The 22,183-nt window shown below is 70.9% G+C and carries 4 protein-coding genes; 3 read left to right on the top strand and 1 reads right to left on the bottom strand.

Annotated features, from left to right (window positions below; genetic code table 11):
- Positions 1-119 precede the first annotated feature (119 nt).
- Positions 120-17,954: a non-ribosomal peptide synthase/polyketide synthase gene (locus ABMY26_RS27915; RefSeq protein WP_372399435.1), complete on the top strand. Its 17,835-nt coding sequence runs from the start codon at positions 120-122 to the stop codon at positions 17,952-17,954.
- A 31-nt stretch (positions 17,955-17,985) separates the two neighbouring features.
- Positions 17,986-18,963 carry an alpha/beta hydrolase gene (locus tag ABMY26_RS27910; RefSeq protein WP_372399434.1) on the top strand — a complete coding sequence of 326 codons (978 nt, stop codon included), beginning with the start codon at positions 17,986-17,988 and terminating at the stop codon, positions 18,961-18,963.
- Positions 18,964-18,969: 6 nt separating this feature from the next.
- Here the strand turns inward: ABMY26_RS27910 and ABMY26_RS27905 are convergent, their stop codons facing one another.
- Positions 18,970-21,474 (bottom strand): TonB-dependent siderophore receptor, encoded by a 2,505-nt coding sequence (locus ABMY26_RS27905; RefSeq protein ID WP_372399433.1) that lies wholly within the window; start codon positions 21,472-21,474, stop codon positions 18,970-18,972.
- 151 nt (positions 21,475-21,625) lie between these two features.
- On the opposite strand from ABMY26_RS27905, the gene ABMY26_RS27900 reads away from it, so the two are divergent.
- Positions 21,626-22,159 (top strand): RNA polymerase factor sigma-70, encoded by a 534-nt coding sequence (locus ABMY26_RS27900; protein ID WP_045584378.1) that lies wholly within the window; start codon positions 21,626-21,628, stop codon positions 22,157-22,159.
- Positions 22,160-22,183: the final 24 nt, after the last annotated feature.

The following is a 22,183-nucleotide window of genomic DNA, read 5'->3' as shown; positions in this document are numbered from 1 at the left end:
ACTGGAGACCGCGGCGCACCTGATGGTGCGACCGCGCACAGTCTGGCCGCCCCGGTCGACCGTACCGGAACCCCGGCGGCCGGATCAGCGTCAAGCCAGCCGGCGATGGGAAAATCCAGATGGTTGCTCAAGACTCCGTGGACCTGGTCCGCCGCTTCATCGGTCTGCCGGTGGAAAAGCGCAAGCTGTTCTGGCGCGCCATGCGCGACGAGGCGGTGGATCTTTCGCTGCTGCCGATTCCGGTAGACCTCGCCCCGGCCACGGAGGCGCCGTTGTCCCATGCGCAACGGCGGATGTGGGCACTGTGGAAGCTCGATCCGGCCAGCGGCGCCAACAACATCTTCAGTGCGACGCGCCTTGCCGGAGACCTCGATCGCGCTGCCCTGTCCCGCGCCTTCGGACTTCTGCTGCGCCGCCACGCCGCCCTGCGGACGGTGTTCCGCCAGGGCGACGGCGAACCGGTGCAGACCATCCTCGACGAGGCGGACTTCCGGCTGGCCGTCGACGACCTCGGCCATCTTCCGGCGGATGAGCGCGAGCAGGCCGCCCATCGCCTGATGGAGGAGGAGGCGCAGGCCCCCTTCGATCTGGAGAGCGGGCCGCTCCTGCGTGCGCGCCTCCTCCGGCTGGCGGAGCAGGATCACCGGCTTCTGGTGACGATGCACCACATCGCGTCGGACGGCTGGTCGATGGCGGTGCTGATCCGGGAGTTCGCGGAGCTCTACCGCGCCATCCGGCTGGGCGGACGGGTCGACCTGCCGCCGCCGCCGATTCGCTACGCCGATTATGCCCTGTGGCAGAAGAACATGCTGGAGGCGGGCGAGGCGGAGCGGCAGCTTGCCTTCTGGCTCGACCGGCTGGGGGGAAACCGGGCGCCGCTGGAACTGCCTTCCGACCGGCCGCGGCCGGCGAGGCAGAGCCACCGCGGCGCCCTCCTGCGTTTCACGCTCGACGGGGCGCTGGCCGGAAGGCTGCGCGCCTTCGCCCGCGAGCGGGATGTCACGCTGTTCATGCTGCTGCTTTCGGCGTTCTCGCTGCTTCTCCATCGCCACAGCGGGCAGGGCGACATCGCCGTCGGCGTGCCGGTGGCCAACCGCGACCGTGCGGAGTGCGAGGCGGTGGTCGGCTTCTTCGTCAACACCCAGGTCCTGCGCCTGCGGATCGATGGGCGCGACCGCGTCGCCGACCTGCTCGCTCAGGTCAGGCAAACGGCGCTGGAGGCGCAGGCGAACCAGGATCTCCCCTTCGAACAGTTGCTGGAGGCGCTGAAGCTGGAGCGCAGCCTCAGCTACAATCCGCTGTTCCAGGTGATGTTCAACCACCAGCGCCGCGATGGCCGGGCCATCTCGGCGATGGATGGGCTGCGGGTGGAGCCGATGGCGCTCGACAGCGCCGTGGCCAGCTATGACCTGACCCTCGACACCGTTGAGGAGGAGGGCGGCGGGATCGAGGCCTCCTTCACCTACGCGACCGACCTCTACGACCATGACCGGATCGACCGGTTGCGCCGCCATTTCGAGACGCTTCTGTCGGGCCTTGCCGCCGATGCCGGCCGTCGGTTGGGAGAGGTGCCGCTGCTGACGGCGGACGAGCAGGCGCGGTTCGCCTCGTGGAACGCGCCGGTTGCCGCCGAAGCGTTCGAGCCGGTCCATCAGCGCATCGCCGCCGTCGCCGCCGCCTTTGCCGGCCGGCCGGCGGCGATCGACGGCGGTCCCGATGGGTCCACCCTCAGCTTCGCCGCGCTCGACCGCCGGGCCAATGCCCTGGCATGCCGGCTGGCCGCGGCCGGCGTCGGGCCGGAGGTCCGCGTCGGCGTCGCCCTGCCGCGCGGCCCCGGCATGATCGTCGCCCTGCTGGCGGTGCTCAAGGCCGGCGGTGCCTATGTCCCGCTCGACGCCGCCTATCCGCGCGAGCGCCTCGCCTACCTGATCGAGGATTCCGGGATCGCCCTGCTGCTGACCGACAGCAGCCTCGCCGACCGGCTGCCGGTGCCGGACGGGCTGCCCAGCCTGCGGCTCGATAGCCTGCCGGCGGAGGAGGCCGCCGCCCCGCCGCCGGTGGCGGTGCTTCCCGGGAGCCTCGCCTATGTCATCTATACCTCCGGCTCCACCGGGCTGCCCAAGGGGGTCGCGGTGGCGCATGGCCCGCTCGCCATGCATTGCCGGGCCATCGGTGCGCTCTATGCGATGACCCCGCAGGACTGCGAGCTGCATTTCATGTCCTTCGCCTTCGACGGCGCGCATGAACGCTGGCTGACCGCGCTGACCCATGGCAGCCGCCTGCTGGTCCGTGACGACAGCCTGTGGACGCCGGAGCAGACCTACGCGGCGATGCACCGGCATGGCGTGACGGTGGCGGCCTTTCCGCCGGTGTACCTGCAGCAGCTGGCCGAGCATGCCAGGCGGGAGCAGGCGGAGCACGGGACCGCCCCGCCGCCGGTGCGGGTCTATTGCTTCGGCGGCGACGCGGTGGGGGAGGCGGCCTTCGAGCTTGCCAAGGACGCCCTGCAGCCGCAGCACATCATCAACGGCTACGGCCCGACCGAGACGGTGGTGACGCCGCTGATCTGGAAGGCGGGGCGGGAGGACCGTTGCGGGGCCGCCTATGCGCCGATCGGCCTGCGGGTGGGCGACCGCAGCACCCATGTCCTGGACGGCGACCTGACGCCGGTTCCGCTGGGTGTGGTGGGGGAGCTGTATCTTGGCGGGTCCGGCCTGGCGCGCGGCTACCTGAACCGCCCGGGCTTGACGGCGGAGCGCTTCGTCGCCGATCCCTTCTCGGCGGAGGGAGGCCGGCTCTACCGCACCGGCGACCTCGTGCGCCAGCGCGGGGACGGGGTGATCGAGTATGTCGGCCGCATCGACCATCAGGTGAAGATCCGCGGCTTCCGCATCGAGCTGGGCGAGGTTGAGGCGCGGCTGCGGGCGCAGGAGGGCGTGCGCGAGGCGGCGGTGGTCGCTCGGGACGGCAATTCCGGCAAGCGGCTGGTCGGCTATGTCGTGCCGGCGGCTCGGACGGATGACGGCTTCGTCGAGCGGCTGCGCGCCGGGCTGAAGGCGGCGCTGCCGGACTACATGGTTCCGTCCCACATCCTGGTGCTGGAGCGGCTGCCGCTGACGCCCAACGGCAAGCTCGACCGCAAGGCCCTGCCGGAGCCGGAGGCGGCATCGTCCTCGGCCCAGGTGGCTCCGCGCAGCGAGGCCGAGCGTGCCCTGGCGGCGCTGTGGTGCGAGCTGCTGCGGCTGGAGAGCGTCGGCGTCACCGACAACTTCTTCGAGCTGGGCGGCGATTCCATCCTCTCCATCCAGCTGGTCAGCCGCGCCCGCCGCCACGGCCTGTCCTTCACCCCGCGCGACGTCTTCGAGCACCAGACCCTGGAGGCGCTCGCCCGCGCCGCCCGCAGCGACACCACGGCCGCTCCGACAGCCGAGCAGGGCCTCGTTACCGGCGCGCTGGCGCTGACGCCGATCCAGCGCTGGTTCTTCGAGGAGCCGATCCCCAACCGCAGCCACTGGAACCAGTCCGTCCTGCTGCGCCTGCGCCGGCCCGTCGATCCGGCGCTGCTGGAGCGTGCGCTGGCGGCCCTGGCCGCCCATCACGACGCCCTGCGGCTGGTCTTCGCTTCCAACGGCAGCGCGCGGCATCTGGCGCCCGCTGCGCTGCCGCCGCTGCTGTGGCAGCGCTCCGCCGCCGATGCCGCGGCACAGGAGCGGCTGTGCGAGGAGGCCCAGCGCAGCCTGGAGCTGGGGCATGGCCCGCTGCTGCGCGCCCTGCTGGTCGAGCGCGGGGATGACGGTTGCCAGCGCCTGCTGCTGGCGATCCATCACCTGGTGGTGGACGGCGTGTCCTGGCGCGTGCTGCTGGAGGATCTGCAGCTGGCCTGCACCCAGCTGGAGCAAGGCGGGCCGGTGGCGCTTGCGCCCAAGACGGCCTCCTTCCAATCCTGGGGCGAGGCCCTGCGAGGCCACGCGGCGAGCGAGGCGCTGAAGGCGGAGCTCGGCTGGTGGCGCGACAGCCTGGGGGATGCGCCCGCGGGCCTGCCCGGTGTCACCGAACCGGTATCGCCTGAGGCGCTGACGGTTGCGAAGTCGGCGGTTGCGCGGACGCGGCTTGATGCGGGCTGGACGAAGCGGCTGCTGTCGTCGGCGCCTGCGGCCTACCGGACGCGGGTGAACGACCTGCTGCTGACGGCGCTGGCGCGGGTTCTGTGCCGGTGGAGCGGCGCGGGCTCGGCGCTGGTGCAGCTGGAGGGGCATGGCCGCGAGGAGCTTGTGGCGGGGATGGACCTCAGCCGCAGCGTCGGCTGGTTCACCACCGCCTATCCGGTGCATCTGCACCCCTGCGGAGAGCCCGGCGCGGCGATCAGGGCGGTGAAGGAACAGCTTCGGGCGGTGCCGGCCAATGGACTGGGCTACGGCGTGCTGCGCCATCTCGGCGACGCGGACAGCCGGGCGGTGCTGCGGGCCCTGCCCGAGGCGCGGGTGACCTTCAACTATCTCGGCCAGTTCGACGGCAGCTTCGATGCCGACGCCCGCTTCGTCCCGGCCGACGAGCCGGCGGGCAGCAGCCAGGATGCCGATGCGCCCCTGGGCAACTGGCTGACGCTGAACGGTCAGGTCTATGACGGCGAGCTTGTGTTCGACTGGAGCCACAGCCGGTCCGTCCTGGCGCCGGCGGTGGTGGAGGGGCTTGCTGCGGCCTATGCGGAGGAGCTGCGGGCGCTGGTGGCGCATTGCGAGGCGTCGGCTGGTGGCTTGACGCCGTCGGACGTGCCGCTTGCCGGTCTGACGCAGGAGCAACTGGACGCCCTGGCGTTGCCGGCGCGCGAACTGGAGGACCTGTATCCGCTGACGCCGATGCAGCAGGGCATGCTGTTCCACGCGCTCTACGAGCCGGGGGGAGACGCCTACATCAACCAGATGCGGGTGGATGTGGAGGGGCTGGAGGTGGCGCGCTTCCATGCGGCCTGGCAGGGAGCGGTCGATGCGCATGACAGCCTGCGGGCCGGCTTCCTGTGGGACGGTCTGGAGCAGCCGCTGCAGGCTGTCATGCGCAAGGCGGCGGTGCCGCTGCGTTTGGAGGACTGGGGCGACGATCCGGAGGCGGCGGCCCGCGTGGATGCGCTTGCGGCGGCCGAGCGGCAGGCCGGCTTCGACCTTGCCGCGCCGCCGCTGCTGCGGCTGGCGGTGGTGCGCATGGGTGGCGGGCAGGGTGGGGAGCGCCATCATGTGATCCTGACCAGCCACCATATCCTGCTGGACGGCTGGAGCAGCTCGCAGCTTCTGGGAGAGGTGCTGCAGCGCTATGCCGGCCATGCCCCGGTGGCGGACGGCGGCCGTTTCCGCGACCATGTGGCGTGGCTGCAGGGGCGCGACCGGGTGGCGTCGGAGGCCTTCTGGCGCGCCCGCATCGCCGATCTCGAACAGCCGACAAGGATCGTGTCGCTGCTGCCGTCCGGCTCGCAGGCGGATTCCCTGCAGGACCGGGAGGGGCAGGGTGAGCATCGCTGCGTCTTCACGGTGGAGGAAACCCGCCGCCTCACCGACCTCGCGCGGCACTGCGACGTCACGCTGAACACCCTGATGCAGGCGGCCTGGGCGATCCTGCTGCGCCAGCATGGCGGCCAGGACACAGTCGCTTTCGGCACCACCGTTTCCGGCCGCCCGGCGGATCTGCCGGGGGTGGAGCATCGGCTCGGCCTGTTCATCAACACGCTTCCGGTGATCCTGACACCCCATCCGGCAATCCAGGTGGCAGACTGGCTCCGCACGGTTCAGCGCCGCAATCTCGACCTGCGCGAGCATGAGCACACGCCGCTCGCCGACATTCAGCACTGGTCGGGTCAGACCGCGTCGGGCGATGCCGGCGGCGTCCTGTTCGACAGCCTGCTGGTGTTCGAAAGCTATCCGGTCGCCGAGGCCTTGCGCCAGGGAAGCCCGGATGGCCTGCGCTTTTCCCCGGTGGTCGGCTATGAGCGGACCAGCTATCCGCTGACCATCGCGATCATGCCCGCGATCATGCCCGGTGACCGGCTGGAACTGCACCACCGCTACGACCTCGCCCATTTGACGGAGCCGGCGGTGGTGGGCGTGGCCGGCCATCTGCGCCGCCTGCTGCTGGCGATGGCCGAAGCCCCGAGCCGGCCGCTCGGCGCTCTCTCCGTGCTGGACAGGACCGACCGCGACCGCATTCTCGGCGCCTGGAACCGGCCGGAGCCGATGGATGCCACGCCCTTGCCGCGTCTGTTCGAAGCCCAGGCCGCCCGCACTCCGGATGCCACCGCGGTGATCGCCGGCACGCGGAGCCTGAGCTATGCCGATCTCAACCGCCACGCCAACCGGCTCGCCCACCGGTTGCGCGCATACGGCGTCGCGCCCGGTGTGCCGGTCGCCATCATGCTCGAGCGGACGGAGGTTCTGCCCACCGGCCTTCTGGCGATCCTGAAGGCGGGTGGCGCCTATGTGCCGCTCGACCCCGACTATCCCGCCGACCGCGTCGCCTACATGCTGGCCGACAGCCGGGCGGCGCTGGTCGTGACGCAACGCAACCTGCTGCCCCGGCTTCCCGTTTGCGAGGGCCTGCGCGTGGTGGCGCTCGACGATCCGGCGCTCGATCTGGCGAACTGCCCGGAGAGCGATCCGCGGCCGGTCAACAGGGCGGAGGACGCTGCCTACGTCATCTACACCTCCGGCTCGACCGGCCGGCCGAAGGGCGTGGTGATCGAGCATCGCAACGCCTCCGCCCTTATCGACTGGGCATTGCGGCTCTACCGGCCGGAGCAGTTGCAGGGTGTGCTGGCCTCGACCTCCGTCTGCTTCGATCTTTCGGTCTGGGAGTTCTTCGTCACGCTGAGCGCCGGCGGCCATGTGGTGATGGCCGACAACGCCCTGGCCTTGCCCGACCTGCCGGCCCGCGACCGCGTGCGCCTGATCAACACGGTGCCGTCGGCGATCGCCGGCCTCCTGCGCTCTGGCGGGATTCCCCCCGGTGTTCGCACCGTCAATCTGGCGGGTGAGCCGCTGGCCCAGTCGCTGGTGGACGAGCTCTATGCCGCCGGTATCGCCGACGTCTACGACCTCTATGGCCCGTCGGAGGACACGACCTACTCCACCGTGACCCGCCGCGAGGCGGGAGGACGCGCCAACATCGGTCGCCCCATCGATGGAACCTGCGGTTATGTCCTGGACGGCGACCTGACGCCGGTTCCGCTGGGTGTGGTGGGGGAGCTGTATCTTGGCGGGTCCGGCCTGGCGCGCGGCTACCTGAACCGCCCGGGCCTGACGGCGGAGCGCTTCGTCGCCGATCCGTTCTCGGCGGAGGGGGGGAGGCTCTATCGCACCGGCGACCTCGTGCGCCAGCGCGGGGACGGGGTGATCGAGTATGTCGGCCGGATCGACCATCAGGTGAAGATCCGCGGCTTCCGCATCGAGCTGGGCGAGGTGGAGGCGCGGCTGCGGGCGCAGGAGGGCGTGCGCGAGGCGGCGGTGGTCGCGCGGGACGGCAATTCCGGCAAGCGGCTGGTCGGCTATGTCGTGCCGGCGGCTCGGACGGATGACGGCTTCGTCGAGCGGCTGCGCGCCGGGCTGAAGGCGGCGCTTCCGGACTACATGGTTCCGGCCCACATCCTGGTGCTGGAGCGGCTGCCGCTGACGCCCAACGGCAAGCTCGACCGCAAGGCCCTGCCGGAGCCGGAGGCGGCATCGTCCTCGGCCCAGGTGGCTCCGCGCAGCGAGGCCGAGCGTGCCCTGGCGGCGCTGTGGTGCGAGCTGCTGCGGCTGGAGGGCGTCGGCGTCACCGACAACTTCTTCGAGCTGGGCGGCGATTCCATCCTCTCCATCCAGCTGGTCAGCCGCGCCCGCCGCCACGGCCTGTCCTTCACCCCGCGCGACGTCTTCGAGCACCAGACCCTGGAGGCGCTCGCCCGCGCCGCCCGCAGCGACACCACGGCCGCTCCGACAGCCGAGCAGGGCCTCGTCACCGGCGCGCTGGCGCTGACGCCGATCCAGCGCTGGTTCTTCGAGGAGCCGATCCCCAACCGCAGCCACTGGAACCAGTCCGTCCTGCTGCGCCTGCGCCGGCCCGTCGATCCGGCGCTGCTGGAGCGTGCGCTGGCGGCCCTGGCCGCCCATCACGACGCCCTGCGGCTGGTCTTCGCTTCCGACGGCAGCGCGCGGCATCTGGCGCCCGCTGCGCTGCCGCCGCTGCTGTGGCAGCGCTCCGCCGCCGATGCCACGGCACAGGAGCGGCTGTGCGAGGAGGCCCAGCGCAGCCTGGAGCTGGAGCATGGCCCGCTGCTGCGCGCCCTGCTGGTCGAGCGCGGGGATGACGGTTGCCAGCGCCTGCTGCTGGCGATCCATCACCTGGTGGTGGACGGCGTGTCCTGGCGCGTGCTGCTGGAGGATTTGCAACTGGCCTGCACCCAGCTGGAGCAAGGCGGGCCGGTGGCGCTTGCGCCCAAGACGGCCTCCTTCCAATCCTGGGGCGAGGCCCTGCGCAGCCACGCGGCGAGCGAGGCGCTGAAGGCGGAGCTCGGCTGGTGGCGCGACAGCCTGGGGGATGCGCCCGCGGGCCTGCCCGGTGTCACCGAACCGGTATCGCCTGAGGCGCTGACGGTTGCGAAGTCGGCGGTTGCGCGGACGCGGCTTGATGCGGGCTGGACGAAGCGGCTGCTGTCGTCGGCGCCTGCGGCCTACCGGACGCGGGTGAACGACCTGCTGCTGACGGCGCTGGCGCGGGTTCTGTGCCGGTGGAGCGGCGCGGGCTCGGCGCTGGTGCAGCTGGAGGGACATGGCCGCGAGGAGCTTGTGGCGGGGATGGACCTCAGCCGCAGCGTCGGCTGGTTCACCACCGCCTATCCGGTGCATCTGCGCCCCTGCGGGGAGCCCGGCGCGGCGATCAGGGCGGTGAAGGAACAGCTTCGGGCGGTGCCGGCCAACGGCCTTGGCTACGGCGTGCTGCGCCATCTCGGCGACGCGGAGAGCCAAGCGGTGCTGCGGGCGCTGCCCGAGGCGCGGGTGACCTTCAACTATCTCGGCCAGTTCGACGGCAGCTTCGATGCCGACGCCCGCTTCGTTCCGGCCGACGAGCCGGCGGGCAGCAGCCAGGATGCCGATGCGCCCCTGGGCAACTGGCTGACGCTGAACGGTCAGGTCTATGACGGCGAGCTTGTGTTCGACTGGAGCCACAGCCGGTCCGTCCTGGCGCCGGCGGTGGTGGAGGGGCTTGCTGCGGCCTATGCGGAGGAGCTGCGGGCGCTGGTGGCGCATTGCGAGGCGTCGGCTGGTGGCTTGACGCCGTCGGACGTGCCGCTTGCCGGTCTGACGCAGGAGCAACTGGACGCCCTGGCGTTGCCGGCGCGCGAACTGGAGGACCTGTATCCGCTGACGCCGATGCAGCAGGGCATGCTGTTCCACGCGCTCTACGAGCCGGGGGGAGACGCCTACATCAACCAGATGCGGGTGGATGTGAAGGGGCTGGAGGTGGCGCGCTTCCATGCGGCCTGGCAGGGAGCGGTCGATGCGCATGACAGCCTGCGGGCCGGCTTCCTGTGGGACGGTCTGGAGCAGCCGCTGCAGGCTGTCATGCGCAAGGCGGCGGTGCCGCTGCGTTTGGAGGACTGGCGCGACGATCCGGACGCGGCGGCCCGCGTGGATGCGCTTGCGGCGGTCGAGCGGCAGGCCGGCTTCGACCTTGCCGCGCCGCCGCTGCTGCGGCTGGCGGTGGTGCGCATGGGTGGCGGGCAGGGTGGGGAGCGCCATCATGTGATCCTGACCAGCCACCATATCCTGCTGGACGGCTGGAGCAGTTCGCAGCTTCTGGGAGAGGTGCTGCAGCGCTATGCCGGCCATGCCCCGGTGGCGGACGGCGGCCGTTTCCGCGACCATGTGGCGTGGCTGCAGGGGCGCGACCGGGCGGCGTCGGAGGCCTTCTGGCGCGCCCGCATCGCCGATCTCGAACAGCCGACAAGGATCGTCACCGGGCAATCTCATGCCGGCCAGGGGCATGGAACCCTCGAACTGGTCTTCGACGAACAGGAAACCTTGCGGCTGACCCGCTTCGCCCGTCAGAACCAGGTTACGCTCAACACGCTGGTTCAGGCAGCTTGGCTGCTGCTTCTGCACCGACGGACCGGACAGGGCACGGTGGCAACGGGCGTGACGGTTTCCGGCCGGCCGGCCGAATTGCCGGGCATCGAGCGGCAGGTCGGCCTGTTCATCAACACGCTGCCGCTGGTCGGCACGCCGCACCCGGCCCTGGCGGTGTCGGAGTGGCTGACCGGTCTCCAGGCACGCAACCTCGAAATGCGGGAGCACGAACACACAGCTTTGGCCGACATCCAGCGCTGGTCCGGCCATGGCGGGGAGATGCTGTTCGACAGCCTTCTGGTGTTCGAGAATTATCCGCTGTCCGAGGCGCTCGGCCGCGGAGAAACCGGCGGGCTGCGCTTCGGCGTTCCGCAAAACCATGAGATCACCTCCGTTCCCCTGACCCTGCTGATGGGAGCCGGAGAGCGGCTGACGCTGACCTTCAGCCATTGGCGTGACCGGATCGGCGACGAGGAGGTCCGCCATCTCGCTGCACAGACCCGATGGCTTCTGCTGGCCCTGATCGGGGATGCCGGGCGCCGGTTGGGCGAGATCGGGTTGCTCGACGAAGAAGGATCGCTGAGCTTTGCCGGATGGAATGCGTCCCGGGACGAAGGCCTGACCGCCGGCCCGCTTGTTCCCGATCTGATCTCCGGTCAGGCTGGTGTGCATGGCGGTCTTCCGGCTGTGAGCTTCGGCGGGCGGACGTTGAGCTATGCCGAGCTGGAGGCGCAGGCGAACCGCCTGGCCCACCGGCTGCAGGCGCTGGGCGTCGGGCCGGAGGTGACGGTCGGCGTCGCCGCGGAGCGCTCGCTGGAGCTGGTCGTCGGCCTGCTGGCGGTGATGAAGGCCGGCGGCGCCTATCTGCCGCTCGACCCGGAGCTGCCGCCCGCCCGTCTCAAGGCCATGGCAGCGGACGGCGGCATCGCCCTGCTGCTCACCCAAAGCCACCTTGCCGGCCGGCTGGGCGGCGGGGTGGTGCCCCAGGCCGTGCGCCTGCTGCTGCTCGACGCCGAGGACACCGCCGGGCTGCCGGACACGCCGCCGGTCTCCGGGCTGCGGCCGGACAACCTCGCCTACCTGATCTACACCTCGGGCTCCACCGGGACGCCCAAGGGGGCGGGCAACAGCCATGGCGCCCTGCTGAACCGGCTGGCCTGGATGCAGAAGGCCTACGGGCTGGCGCCGGGCGAGCGGGTGCTGCAGAAGACGCCGTTCGGCTTCGACGTCTCGGTCTGGGAGTTCTTCTGGCCGCTGATGGTGGGGGCGCATCTGGTGGTGGCGGCTCCTGGCGAGCACCGCGACGCGGCCCGGCTGGTGGCACTGATCCGGGAGCAGTCGATCGACACGCTGCATTTCGTGCCCTCGATGCTGCAGGCCTTCCTGGAGGAGCCGGGGGTGGAGGACTGCACCGGCCTGCGCCGGGTGGTGTGCAGCGGCGAGGCGCTGCCTGCGGCGTTGCAGGAGCGGCTATTCGCCCGGCTGCCCGGTGTGGGGCTGTACAACCTGTACGGCCCGACGGAGGCGGCGATCGACGTCAGCCACTGGACCTGCCGATCGGGCGGGGCCGGGGAGGCCGGGGCGGGCGGCGGTGTGCCGATCGGCGTGGCGATCGACAATCTGCGGCTTCATGTGCTGGACGAGTGCCTGAACCCGCTGCCGGCCGGAGCGGTCGGCGAGCTTTACATCGCTGGCGCCGGTCTGGCGCGCGGCTACCATCGGCGGGCCGGGCTGACGGCGGAGCGTTTCGTGGCCGATCCGTTCGCCGGGGACGGCGGACGGATGTACCGGACGGGCGATCTTGCGCGCCGTCGCGGCGACGGGGTGATCGAGTATGTCGGGCGCATCGACCATCAGGTGAAGATCCGCGGCCTGCGGATCGAGCTTGGCGAGATCGAGGCTGCGCTGCGCGGGCATCCTGCGGTGCGGGACGCGGTGGTGGTGGCGCGGGAGGGCGGCTCCGGCAAGCGGCTGGTCGGCTATGTCGCCGCCGCTGCCGATGCCGCTGCCGAAGCGGAGCTGCCGCGGCGGTTGAGGGAGCATCTCGGCCGTGATCTGCCGGACTACATGGTTCCGGCCCACATCCTGGTGCTGGAGCGGCTGCCGCTGACGCCCAACGGCAAGCTCGACCGCAAGGCCCTGCCGGAGCCGGAGGCGGCATCGTCCTCGGCCCAGGTGGCTCCGCGCAGCGAGGCCGAGCGCGCCCTGGCCGCCTTGTGGTGCGAGCTGCTGCGGCTGGAAAGCATCGGAGTCACCGACAACTTCTTCGAGCTGGGCGGCGATTCCATCCTCTCCATCCAGCTGGTCAGCCGGGCCCGCCGCCATGGCCTGTCCTTCACCCCGCGCGACGTCTTCGAGCACCAGACCCTGGAGGCGCTCGCCCGCGCCGCCCGCAGCGACACCACGGCCGCTCCGACAGCCGAGCAGGGCCTCGTCACCGGCGCGCTGGCGCTGACGCCGATCCAGCGCTGGTTCTTCGAGGAGCCGATCCCCAACCGCAGCCACTGGAACCAGTCCGTCCTGCTGCGCCTGCGCCGGCCCGTCGATCCGGCGCTGCTGGAGCGTGCGCTGGCGGCCCTGGCCGCCCATCACGACGCCCTGCGGCTGGTCTTCGCTTCCGACGGCAGCGCGCGGCATCTGGCGCCCGCTGCGCTGCCGCCGCTGCTGTGGCAGCGCTCCGCCGCCGATGCCGCGGCACAGGAGCGGCTGTGCGAGGAGGCCCAGCGCAGCCTGGAGCTGGAGCATGGCCCGCTGCTGCGCGCCCTGCTGGTCGAGCGTGGGGATGACGGTTGCCAGCGCCTGCTGCTGGCGATCCATCACCTGGTGGTGGACGGCGTGTCCTGGCGCGTGCTGCTGGAGGATTTGCAACTGGCCTGCACCCAGCTGGAGCAAGGCGGGCCGGTGGCGCTTGCGCCCAAGACGGCCTCCTTCCAATCCTGGGGCGAGGCCCTGCGCAGCCACGCGGCGAGCGAGGCGCTGAAGGCGGAGCTCGGCTGGTGGCGCGACAGCCTGGGGGATGCGCCCGCGGGCCTGCCCGGTGTCACCGAACCGGTCTCGCCTGAGGCGCTGACGGTTGCGAAGTCGGCGGTTGCGCGGACGCGGCTGGATGCGGGCTGGACGAGGCGGCTGCTGTCGTCTGCGCCTGCGGCCTACCGGACGCGGGTGAACGACCTGCTGCTGACGGCGCTGGCGCGGGTTCTGTGCCGGTGGAGCGGCGCGGGCTCGGCGTTGGTGCAGCTGGAGGGGCATGGCCGCGAGGAGCTTGTGGCGGGGATGGACCTCAGCCGCAGCGTCGGCTGGTTCACCACCGCCTATCCGGTGCATCTGCGCCCCTGCGGGGAGCCCGGCGCGGCGATCAGGGCGGTGAAGGAACAGCTTCGGGCGGTGCCGGCCAATGGACTGGGCTACGGCGTGCTGCGCCATCTCGGCGATGCGGACAGCCGGGCGGTGCTGCGGGCGCTGCCCGAGGCGCGGGTGACCTTCAACTATCTCGGGCAGTTCGACGGCAGCTTCGATGCCGATGCCCGCTTCGTTCCGGCCGACGAGCCGGCGGGAGCCCGTCTCGATCCCGACGCTCCGCTCGGCAACTGGCTGGGCATCGACGGCCGGGTCTATGACGGCGAGCTTGTGTTCGACTGGAGCCACAGCCGGTCCGTCCTGGCGGCCCCGGTGGTGGAGGGGCTTGCTGCGGCCTATGCGGAGGAACTGCGGGCGCTGGTGGCGCATTGCGAGGCGTCGGCGGGTGGGTTGACCCCGTCGGACGTTCCGCTTGCCGGTCTGACGCAGGAGCAGCTGGACGCCCTGGCGTTGCCGGCGCGCGAACTGGAGGACCTGTATCCGCTGAGCCCGATGCAGCAGGGCATGCTGTTCCACGCGCTGGAAGGCGCCGCGGAGGGCGAGACCCCCTATGTTACGCAGCTTGCCGTCGAGGTCGAGGGCCTGGAGGAGGAGCGGTTCGCCGCCGCCTGGGCCTGGGTGACGGCGCGCCATGCGGTGCTGCGGACCGGTTTCCTGTGGGGCGGCGCGCTGTCGACCCCGCTCCAGGCGGTGTGGGAGCGGGTGCCCGACGCGGTGTCGGTGCTGGACTGGCGGGAGATCGGGCTTGCCGGCGACGCGCTGGAGGAGGCCTTGCGGAGGCTGGCGCGGGAGGACCGGGCCCGCGGCTTCGAGCTCGGGCGTCCGCCGCTGCAGCGGGTGGTGCTGGTGCGGCTCGGGCAGGGGCGGCACCGTCTGATCTGGACCAGCCATCACCTGCTGCTGGACGGCTGGAGCAGCGCGCGCCTGGTTGCGGAGGCGCTGGGCCGGTATCGGGGAGCGGCCGTCACGGCGGCGCCGGGCCGCTACCGCGACTACATCGCGTGGCTGTGCCGGCAGGATGCAGCGTCGTCGGAGCGCTTCTGGCGCGGGCGCCTGTCGGGTCTGGAGGCGCCGACGCTGCTGGCGTCCTGCCTGCCCTGCCGCGATCCGCAGGCGGGGCATGGCGTGGTGCGGATGCGGCTGGATGGCGCTGCGACGCAGCGGCTGCAGGGCTTTGCGCAGGCGCAGCGTGTGACGCTGAACACGCTGGTGCAGGGGGCCTGGGCGCTTCTTCTGCAACGCTACGGCGGTCAGGAGACGGTGGCGTTCGGGGCGACGGTGTCGGGGCGTCCGGCGGATCTTGCCGGGGTCGAGGAGACGCTCGGGCTGTTCATCAACACGCTTCCGGTGGTGGAGCGCCCGCCGTCGGGCGAGCGGGTCGGGGAGTGGCTGCGCGGGCTGCAGCGGCGGAACCTCGAGCTGCGCGAGCACGAGCACACGCCGCTGCACGAGGTGCAGCGCTGGGCGGGGGCCAGCCTCGGAACCGGCGGCGGCGCGCGGGCGCTGTTCGACAGCATCGTCGTGTTCGAGAATTATCCGGTCGACGAGGCCATCAGGGCGCAGACCGACGACAGCCTGAGGTTCGGGGCGACGGATCGGGTCGATGTGACCGGTTTTGCCATGGATCTGGAAGTGTCGGCCGGTGACGAGCTGGAGGTCAAGTTCATCCACCGCCGGGACCTGATCGATGGCGACCTGTGTGACCGTATCCGAGGCCATTTCGAGACGCTTCTGTTGGGGCTTGCCGCCGATGCCGGCCGCCGGGTTGGAGAGGTGCCGCTGCTGACGGCGGACGAGCAGGCTCGGTTCGCGTCGTGGAACGCGCCGGTTGCCGCCGAAGCGTTCGAGCCGGTCCACCAGCGCATCGCCGCCGTCGCCGCCGCCTTTGCCGGCCGGCCGGCGGCGATCGACGGCGGTCCCGATGGGTCCACCCTCAGCTTCGCCGCGCTCGACCGCCGGGCCAATGCCCTGGCTTGCCGGCTGGCCGCGGCCGGCGTCGGGCCGGAGGTCCGCGTCGGCGTCGCCCTGCCGCGCGGCCCCGGCATGATCGTCGCCCTGCTGGCGGTGCTCAAGGCCGGCGGCGCCTATGTCCCGCTCGACGCCGCCTATCCGCGCGAGCGCCTCGCCTACCTGATCGAGGATTCCGGCATCGCCCTGCTGCTGACCGACAGCAGCCTCGCCGACCGGCTGCCGGTGCCGGACGGGCTGCCCAGCCTGCGGCTCGATAGCCTGCCGGCGGAGGAGGCCGCCGCCCCGCCGCCGGTGGCGGTGCTGCCCGGCAGTCTCGCCTATGTCATCTACACCTCCGGCTCCACCGGGCTGCCCAAGGGGGTCGCGGTGGCGCATGGCCCGCTCGCCATGCATTGCCGGGCCATCGGTGCGCTCTATGCGATGACCCCGCAGGACTGCGAGCTGCATTTCATGTCCTTCGCCTTCGACGGCGCGCATGAACGCTGGCTGACAGCGCTGACCCATGGCAGCCGCCTGCTGGTCCGCGACGACAGCCTGTGGACGCCGGAGCAGACCTACGCGGCGATGCACCGGCATGGCGTGACGGTGGCGGCCTTCCCGCCGGTGTACCTGCAGCAGCTGGCCGAGCATGCCAGGCGGGAGCAGGCGGAGCACGGGACCGCCCCGCCGCCGGTGCGGGTCTATTGCTTCGGCGGCGACGCGGTGGGGGAGGCGGCCTTCGAGCTTGCCAAGGACGCCCTGCAGCCGCAGCACATCATCAACGGCTACGGCCCGACCGAGACGGTGGTGACGCCGCTGATCTGGAAGGCGGGGCGGGAGGACCGTTGCGGGGCCGCCTATGCGCCGATCGGCCTGCGGGTGGGCGACCGCAGCACCCATGTCCTGGACGGCGACCTGACGCCGGTTCCGCTGGGTGTGGTGGGGGAGCTGTATCTTGGCGGGTCCGGCCTGGCGCGCGGCTACCTGAACCGCCCGGGCCTGACGGCGGAGCGCTTCGTCGCCGATCCGTTCTCGGCGGAGGGGGGGAGGCTCTATCGCACCGGCGACCTCGTGCGCCAGCGGGTGGACGGGGTGATCGAGTATGTCGGCCGGATCGACCATCAGGTGAAGATCCGCGGCTTCCGCATCGAGCTGGGCGAGGTGGAGGCTCGGCTGCGGGCGCAGGAGGGCGTGCGCGAGGCGGCGGTGGTCGCGCGGGACGGCAATTCCGGCAAGCGGCTGGTCGGCTATGTCGTGCCGGCGGCTCGGACGGATGACGGCTTCGTCGAGCGGCTGCGCGCCGGGCTGAAGGCGGCGCTGCCGGACTACATGGTTCCGGCCCACATCCTGGTGCTGGAGCGGCTGCCGCTGACGCCCAACGGCAAGCTCGACCGCAAGGCCCTGCCGGAGCCGGAGGCGGCATCGTCCTCGGCCCAGGTGGCTCCGCGCAGCGAGGCCGAGCGTGCCCTGGCGGCGCTGTGGTGCGAGCTGCTGCGGCTGGAGAGCGTCGGCGTCACCGACAACTTCTTCGAGCTGGGCGGCGACTCCATCCTCTCCATCCAGCTGGTGACCCGTGCACGGGCGTTGAAGCCGCTGGGAGTGTCCTTCAAGCTGCGCGACCTGATCCGCAAGCCGACCATCGCCGAACTGGCCGGCACGGCTGCGGGGGCGACGGCGTCGAAGGCCCGGCATTCGCCGATCCTGGCGCTGAACCGGCAGATGGCCGGGCAGCCGCCGCTGGTCTGCGTCCATGCCGGCTTCGGTACGGTTTTCGATTACGAACCGCTGGCCCGTCGCCTGGAGGGGCGGCGGGGCGTGCTGGCGATCCAGTCGCGCATGCTGCTCGATCCGGCATGGCGGGACCGGTCGCTGGAGGAGATGGCGCGCGACTATGTCGACCTGCTGCGCGAGCGGCAGCCGCAGGGCCCCTACGACCTGCTCGGCTGGTCGCTGGGAGGAACGCTTGCCGCACTGATGGCGGCGGAGCTGGAGCGCCGGGGGGAGGTCGTGCGGGAGCTTGCCCTGCTCGATCCTTTCGTGCCATCGCCGGGCATCCGTGAGCGCGGGTTGGATGACTGGCGCGACGATCTGGCCGGCTTTCTGTCGGTGATGCTGCCGGGGGCGGCTTTTGTCCGGCCCGGGGCGGAAACGGAAGATGCCGATGCGATCCGAAGCGCCATCTCGCAGGCGTTCGATCACCCCCGTACCGGCGGCACCGAGGGATTGGGGGCCGTGATGGGAGCGGAGGATCTCACCCAGGCCTTCCTGACCGCCCGCCATCTGAAGCGGCTGTCCGCAGCCCTGCCTGCCTGCCTGCCGGTTGCCGCCGCAGTGCAGGGTTGGTGGATCGCCGGCCGCGACGACGACCGGCTGCGTATGGAGGCGCAGCTTGGCGGACGTCCGCTGCCCTGGCGGATGCTCGGCTGCGGTCATTTCGAGGCGCCGCGCGATGAGGGCTTTCTTGACGGCTTTCCGGACGGGGGCTTCCCGGCGGACATCGCCGGACTGCCGGCGGCACGGCCCGACGCCACGACCACCAACCTAGCGGATGCCGCGGAATGAGCGCGCCCATCCTGACCGGGAGCACCGATCGATGCCTGTGAACCCCGATATCGCCGCCTTCCTCGCGCTCGCTGCGGGTGGACGGGAGGGCGGCAGGGTGAAACCGATGCACGCCCTGTCGCCGGCGGAGGCGCGGCTGGCCTTCGAGCGGACCTCCCGCATGATGGATCCCGGCGGCGATCCGGTCGGGCGGGTGGAGGACCTGTCCATCCCGGCCCGCGACGGCGCCGTCCTGCCGGCCCGCCTCTATGCCGCGGACCCGGCCGCTGCGGTGCCGGCACCGGTGCTGCTCTTCTTCCATGGCGGCGGCTATGTCGTCGGCAGCCTGGAGTCCCATGACGGGCTTTGCCGGGCGATCGCGTCGAAGAGCGGGGTTGCGGTCCTCTCGGTGGGCTACCGGCTGGCCCCGGAGCACCGCTTTCCCACGGCCTTCGACGATGCGCTGGACGCGCTGGACTGGCTTGGCAGGACCGGCGCCGGGCTGGGGCTCGACAGCGGCCGGCTGGCGGTCGGGGGCGACAGCGTCGGCGGCAGCCTGGCGGCGGCGATCAGCCTGTGGGCCGCCGCAGAGCCCGGCCTGCCGCGCCCGCGGCTCCAGGTGCTGATCTATCCGGTGACCGATGCCACCGCCGATACGGCTTCGCTGCAGCGGTATGGCGAAGGGCATCTGCTGGAACGGGCGACGCTGGACTGGTTCTATCGCCAGTATTCCCGCGAGGAGGCCGACCGGCGGGACGGGCGCTTCTCGCCATTGCTGGCGGAGATTCCTCCCGGTGTCGCGTCATCCCTGGCACCGGCACTGCTCGTGCTGGCCGAATGCGATCCGCTGGCCGATGAGGGGATCGCCTACGGGCGCAAGCTGGCGGCGGCCGGCGTGGCTGTCGATGTGCAGGTCCATGCCGGCATGACCCACGACTTCCTGCGGATGGGCGCCCTGGTGGACGAGGCGGAGGAGGCGCAGGATCTGATCGCCGATGCCTTGGTCCGGTATCTGGGAGCGTCCGGCTGACCGTCGTCACCAGTTGTAGGACAGGGTCGCCAGCACCATCCGGCGGTTTCCGTAGAAGACGGAGTTGTCATAGAAACCCGGCGAGAAATAGCGGCGGTCGAACAGGTTGGTCGCCGTCAAGGTGAGGGCGGCGCCGTCGAGCGCCGGGCCGAGCCGCCCCAGATCGTAGCCCAGGCTGACATCGGCCAGCATGTAGGAGGGGACGCGCACGCTGTTCGCGGCATTGAAGGTTGCACCGACATAGCGCACCCCGATGCCGGCGGTCAGGCCGCCGGCCGCTCCCTCGTCGATGTGCCGCCGCAGCCAGACCGCGGCGGCGTGGCGGGGAACCGAGGCCACGCGCTTTCCTGTCTTGTCGGTCCCGCCGGGGTAGGGGCTGTCGCGGGTGACCTGCGCGTCGGTGTAGCTGTAGGCCGCCGTCAGATCGGTGCCGGTTCCGAGCGCCGCCTTCGCCTCCAGCTCGACGCCGCGCGACCGCACCTCGCCGGTTTGGACGGAATAGCCGGGATTGTCCGGGTCGGCGGTGGTGAGGTTGCGTTGGACGGCACGGAACAGCGACAGGGTGAAGAGTCCGTCGAAGCCCTTGGGCCGGTAGCGCAGCCCGGCTTCCAACTGTGTCCCCCGGCTCGGCGAGAAGGGGCGACCCTGCACGTCGCTGTCGCTGTTCGGCTGGAAGGAGGTGGAATAGCCGGCATAGGGCGTCAGGCCGCCTTCGGACCGGTAGGCCAGCCCGATGCGTTTGGTGAAGGCCCGGTCGAACTGGGTCGTCTCCACCAGTGGACCGCCCGACAGGCGGCCGACCGCCCCGGTGCTGCTCCAGTCCAGCCGTCCGCCGAGCGTCAGCCGCCAGTTGCCGGCGGCGATCTGGTCCTGGGCATAGAGGCCGGTCTGGCGGATGCTGTCGGTCAGGTCGCGGGCAAGCGTCGTGTCCCAGCCATAGGCGCCGCCATAGACGGGATCGAAGACGTCGAGCGCGTCGGCCACCGTGCCGTTCCGCCGCGTCTCGTGCGCCCGGTAGCGGCCATGGTCGATCCCGGCCAGCAGGCCGTGACGAAGCGGGCCGGTATTGGCGTTGCCTTGAAGGTTGGTATCCACCAGCAGGGTCGAACTGGTCTTGGGCCGGTCCTGCAACCCGAAACGGTAGTAGCGGTCCGCTTCCAGCAAGCCCGACGACGCCCAGCTCGACAGATAGCCGACGCGGCTGCGGCTGTAGCGCAAGGTTTGATTCAGCGTCCAGTCCCCGGCCAGGGCATGCCGGATGTCGTAGCCGGCCGACAGGGTGCGCGAGCGGTAGGAGCTCAATCCCGGGTAGCCGAGAAACAGGTTTGAGCCCAGGCGGCCATAGGGATTGTCCAGCACGGTTCCCGATGCCGGGAAACTCTGCTCCGCACCCATCTTGCGGAAATCGAGATAGCTGGCGAGCAGCGTGATGTCGGTTCCATCGCCGGCCGACCAGGACAGGGCGGGCGCGACATAGAGCCGGTCGTCCGGCGTCCGTTCGACCTGTGTGCCGCTTCGCCGTGACAGCATCGTCAGGCGGTAGCGAAGCGTTCCCCCGGCGTCGATCCGGTCGCTGAGGTCGGCCGTGACCTGCCGCCGGTCATGGCTGCCGCCCTGCAACTGGAGCCGATGGAGCGGGCTGTCGGTCGGGCGCTTGCTGACCAAGGCGATGGCTCCGCCGGGCGGCATTGCCCCGTAGAGCGTGGAGGCCGGGCCCTTCAGCACCTCCACCCGCTCCACGCCGAAAGGCTCGTACTCCAGCCCATATGGGTTGTAGCCGCTTCGCAGCCCGTCGATCATGACGGATTCGGAGCTTTGGCGGAAGCCGCGCACGAAGACGTCGATGGCGCCCTGGCCGCCTGGATAGTCGATGGGGCGGACCCCGGCGCTGTAGGCGAGGGCGCTGTTGATGTCCTGGGCGTCGCGCTGGTCCAGGTCTTCCCGTGTGACGATGGAAAGCCCTTGCGGCAGATCCTCGACAGGGGTTGCGGTTTTGCCGGCGCCGCGGCTCTGGCCGGGGATCCGCGCCGCGCCTGCCGACGGTGTGCGGCCTTCCACCGTCAGGCCCGGAAGAAAGCCGGGATTCTCCTGCAACCGGCCGATCGTCACCATCCGGCCCCGCATCTCGAAGGCGAGATCGGTTCCGCTCAGCAGAATGGAAAGGGCGACCGCCGGGTCCATTCGTCCCGACAGGGCCCGCGACCGGTGGTCGGACAAGACATCGGGGCTGTAGAGAATCTGCAGGCCGGTCTGGCGGCCGAAGCTGGTCAGCGACTCCCGAAGGGGGAGGGCAGGGATCTCCAGCAGCATCTCCTGAATTGCCGGCCGATCGATATCGGACGGAGCGGGAGCCGGATCGGTGGAGGTCGAAAGGGCATGGGCCGGCAAGCCCGGCAACACCGTCCAGCCGCCCGCGACCCAGCAGACCGTCAGCCAGCCGAGCGCAGGCGCCCTGCGACCGGCACCGTGGCGCCGTATGGTCGGGCGGAGCCCAGCGAGACGATCGGTCATCCAAAGCCCCTACAACGCACGCTGGAAACCGCGCAGGGAAATTCTGCTATTTCCCTGTTTGCAAATGATTGTCAGTTGCATTAACTTGCGGCAGCTTGTCAAGCCATTGGGATTGCAGCCCGCTACAGCTTCCCTCTGCAAGGAGATCTCCATGCGACAGGTAGGATCCGTCGAAAGCCAGACCCTGTGCGACGTCTTCACCACGCACCGGCGCTCGTTGGTCGGAATAGCCGAGCGGATCACCGGCTGTCGCCACCATGCCGAAGATGTCGTCCAGGATGCCTTTCTGAAGCTGCTCGGGGCGGAGTCGACCAGTTCCATCCGGGCCAAGGCGGGCTACCTGATGATGGTCGTTCGCAACCTGGCCATCGATCATTACCGCCGGAAGGGCATGGAGTCACGCCTGCTCGCAGCGGAAGAGGAAGGGCAGGCGGTAAGCACGCCGGACGCGGCGTCGCCGGAAAGCGTGAGCGTAAACCGCCAATTCCTGCAAACGCTCGAATTCGCCTTGGCCGATCTGCCGGAGCGGACCCGCTATGCCTTCGAGATGCATCGGATCCATGGCCACAGCCAGAAGGACATCGCGGCCAGTCTCGGCGTATCGCCGACGCTGGTCAACTTCATGATTCGCGACGCGCTGATCCATTGCCGCAAGACGATGAAGCGACTCGACCCATCGTCTTGAAGAGCGGGTTCCTTCCGAAGACAT

The sequence above is a fragment of the Azospirillum sp. HJ39 genome, assembly GCF_041507355.1.
In the GTDB taxonomy this organism is placed as follows: Bacteria; Pseudomonadota; Alphaproteobacteria; order Azospirillales; family Azospirillaceae; genus Azospirillum; species Azospirillum thiophilum.
Note: the sequence above shows the minus strand (reverse complement) of the source record. Positions and strands in the feature narration are given on the sequence as shown.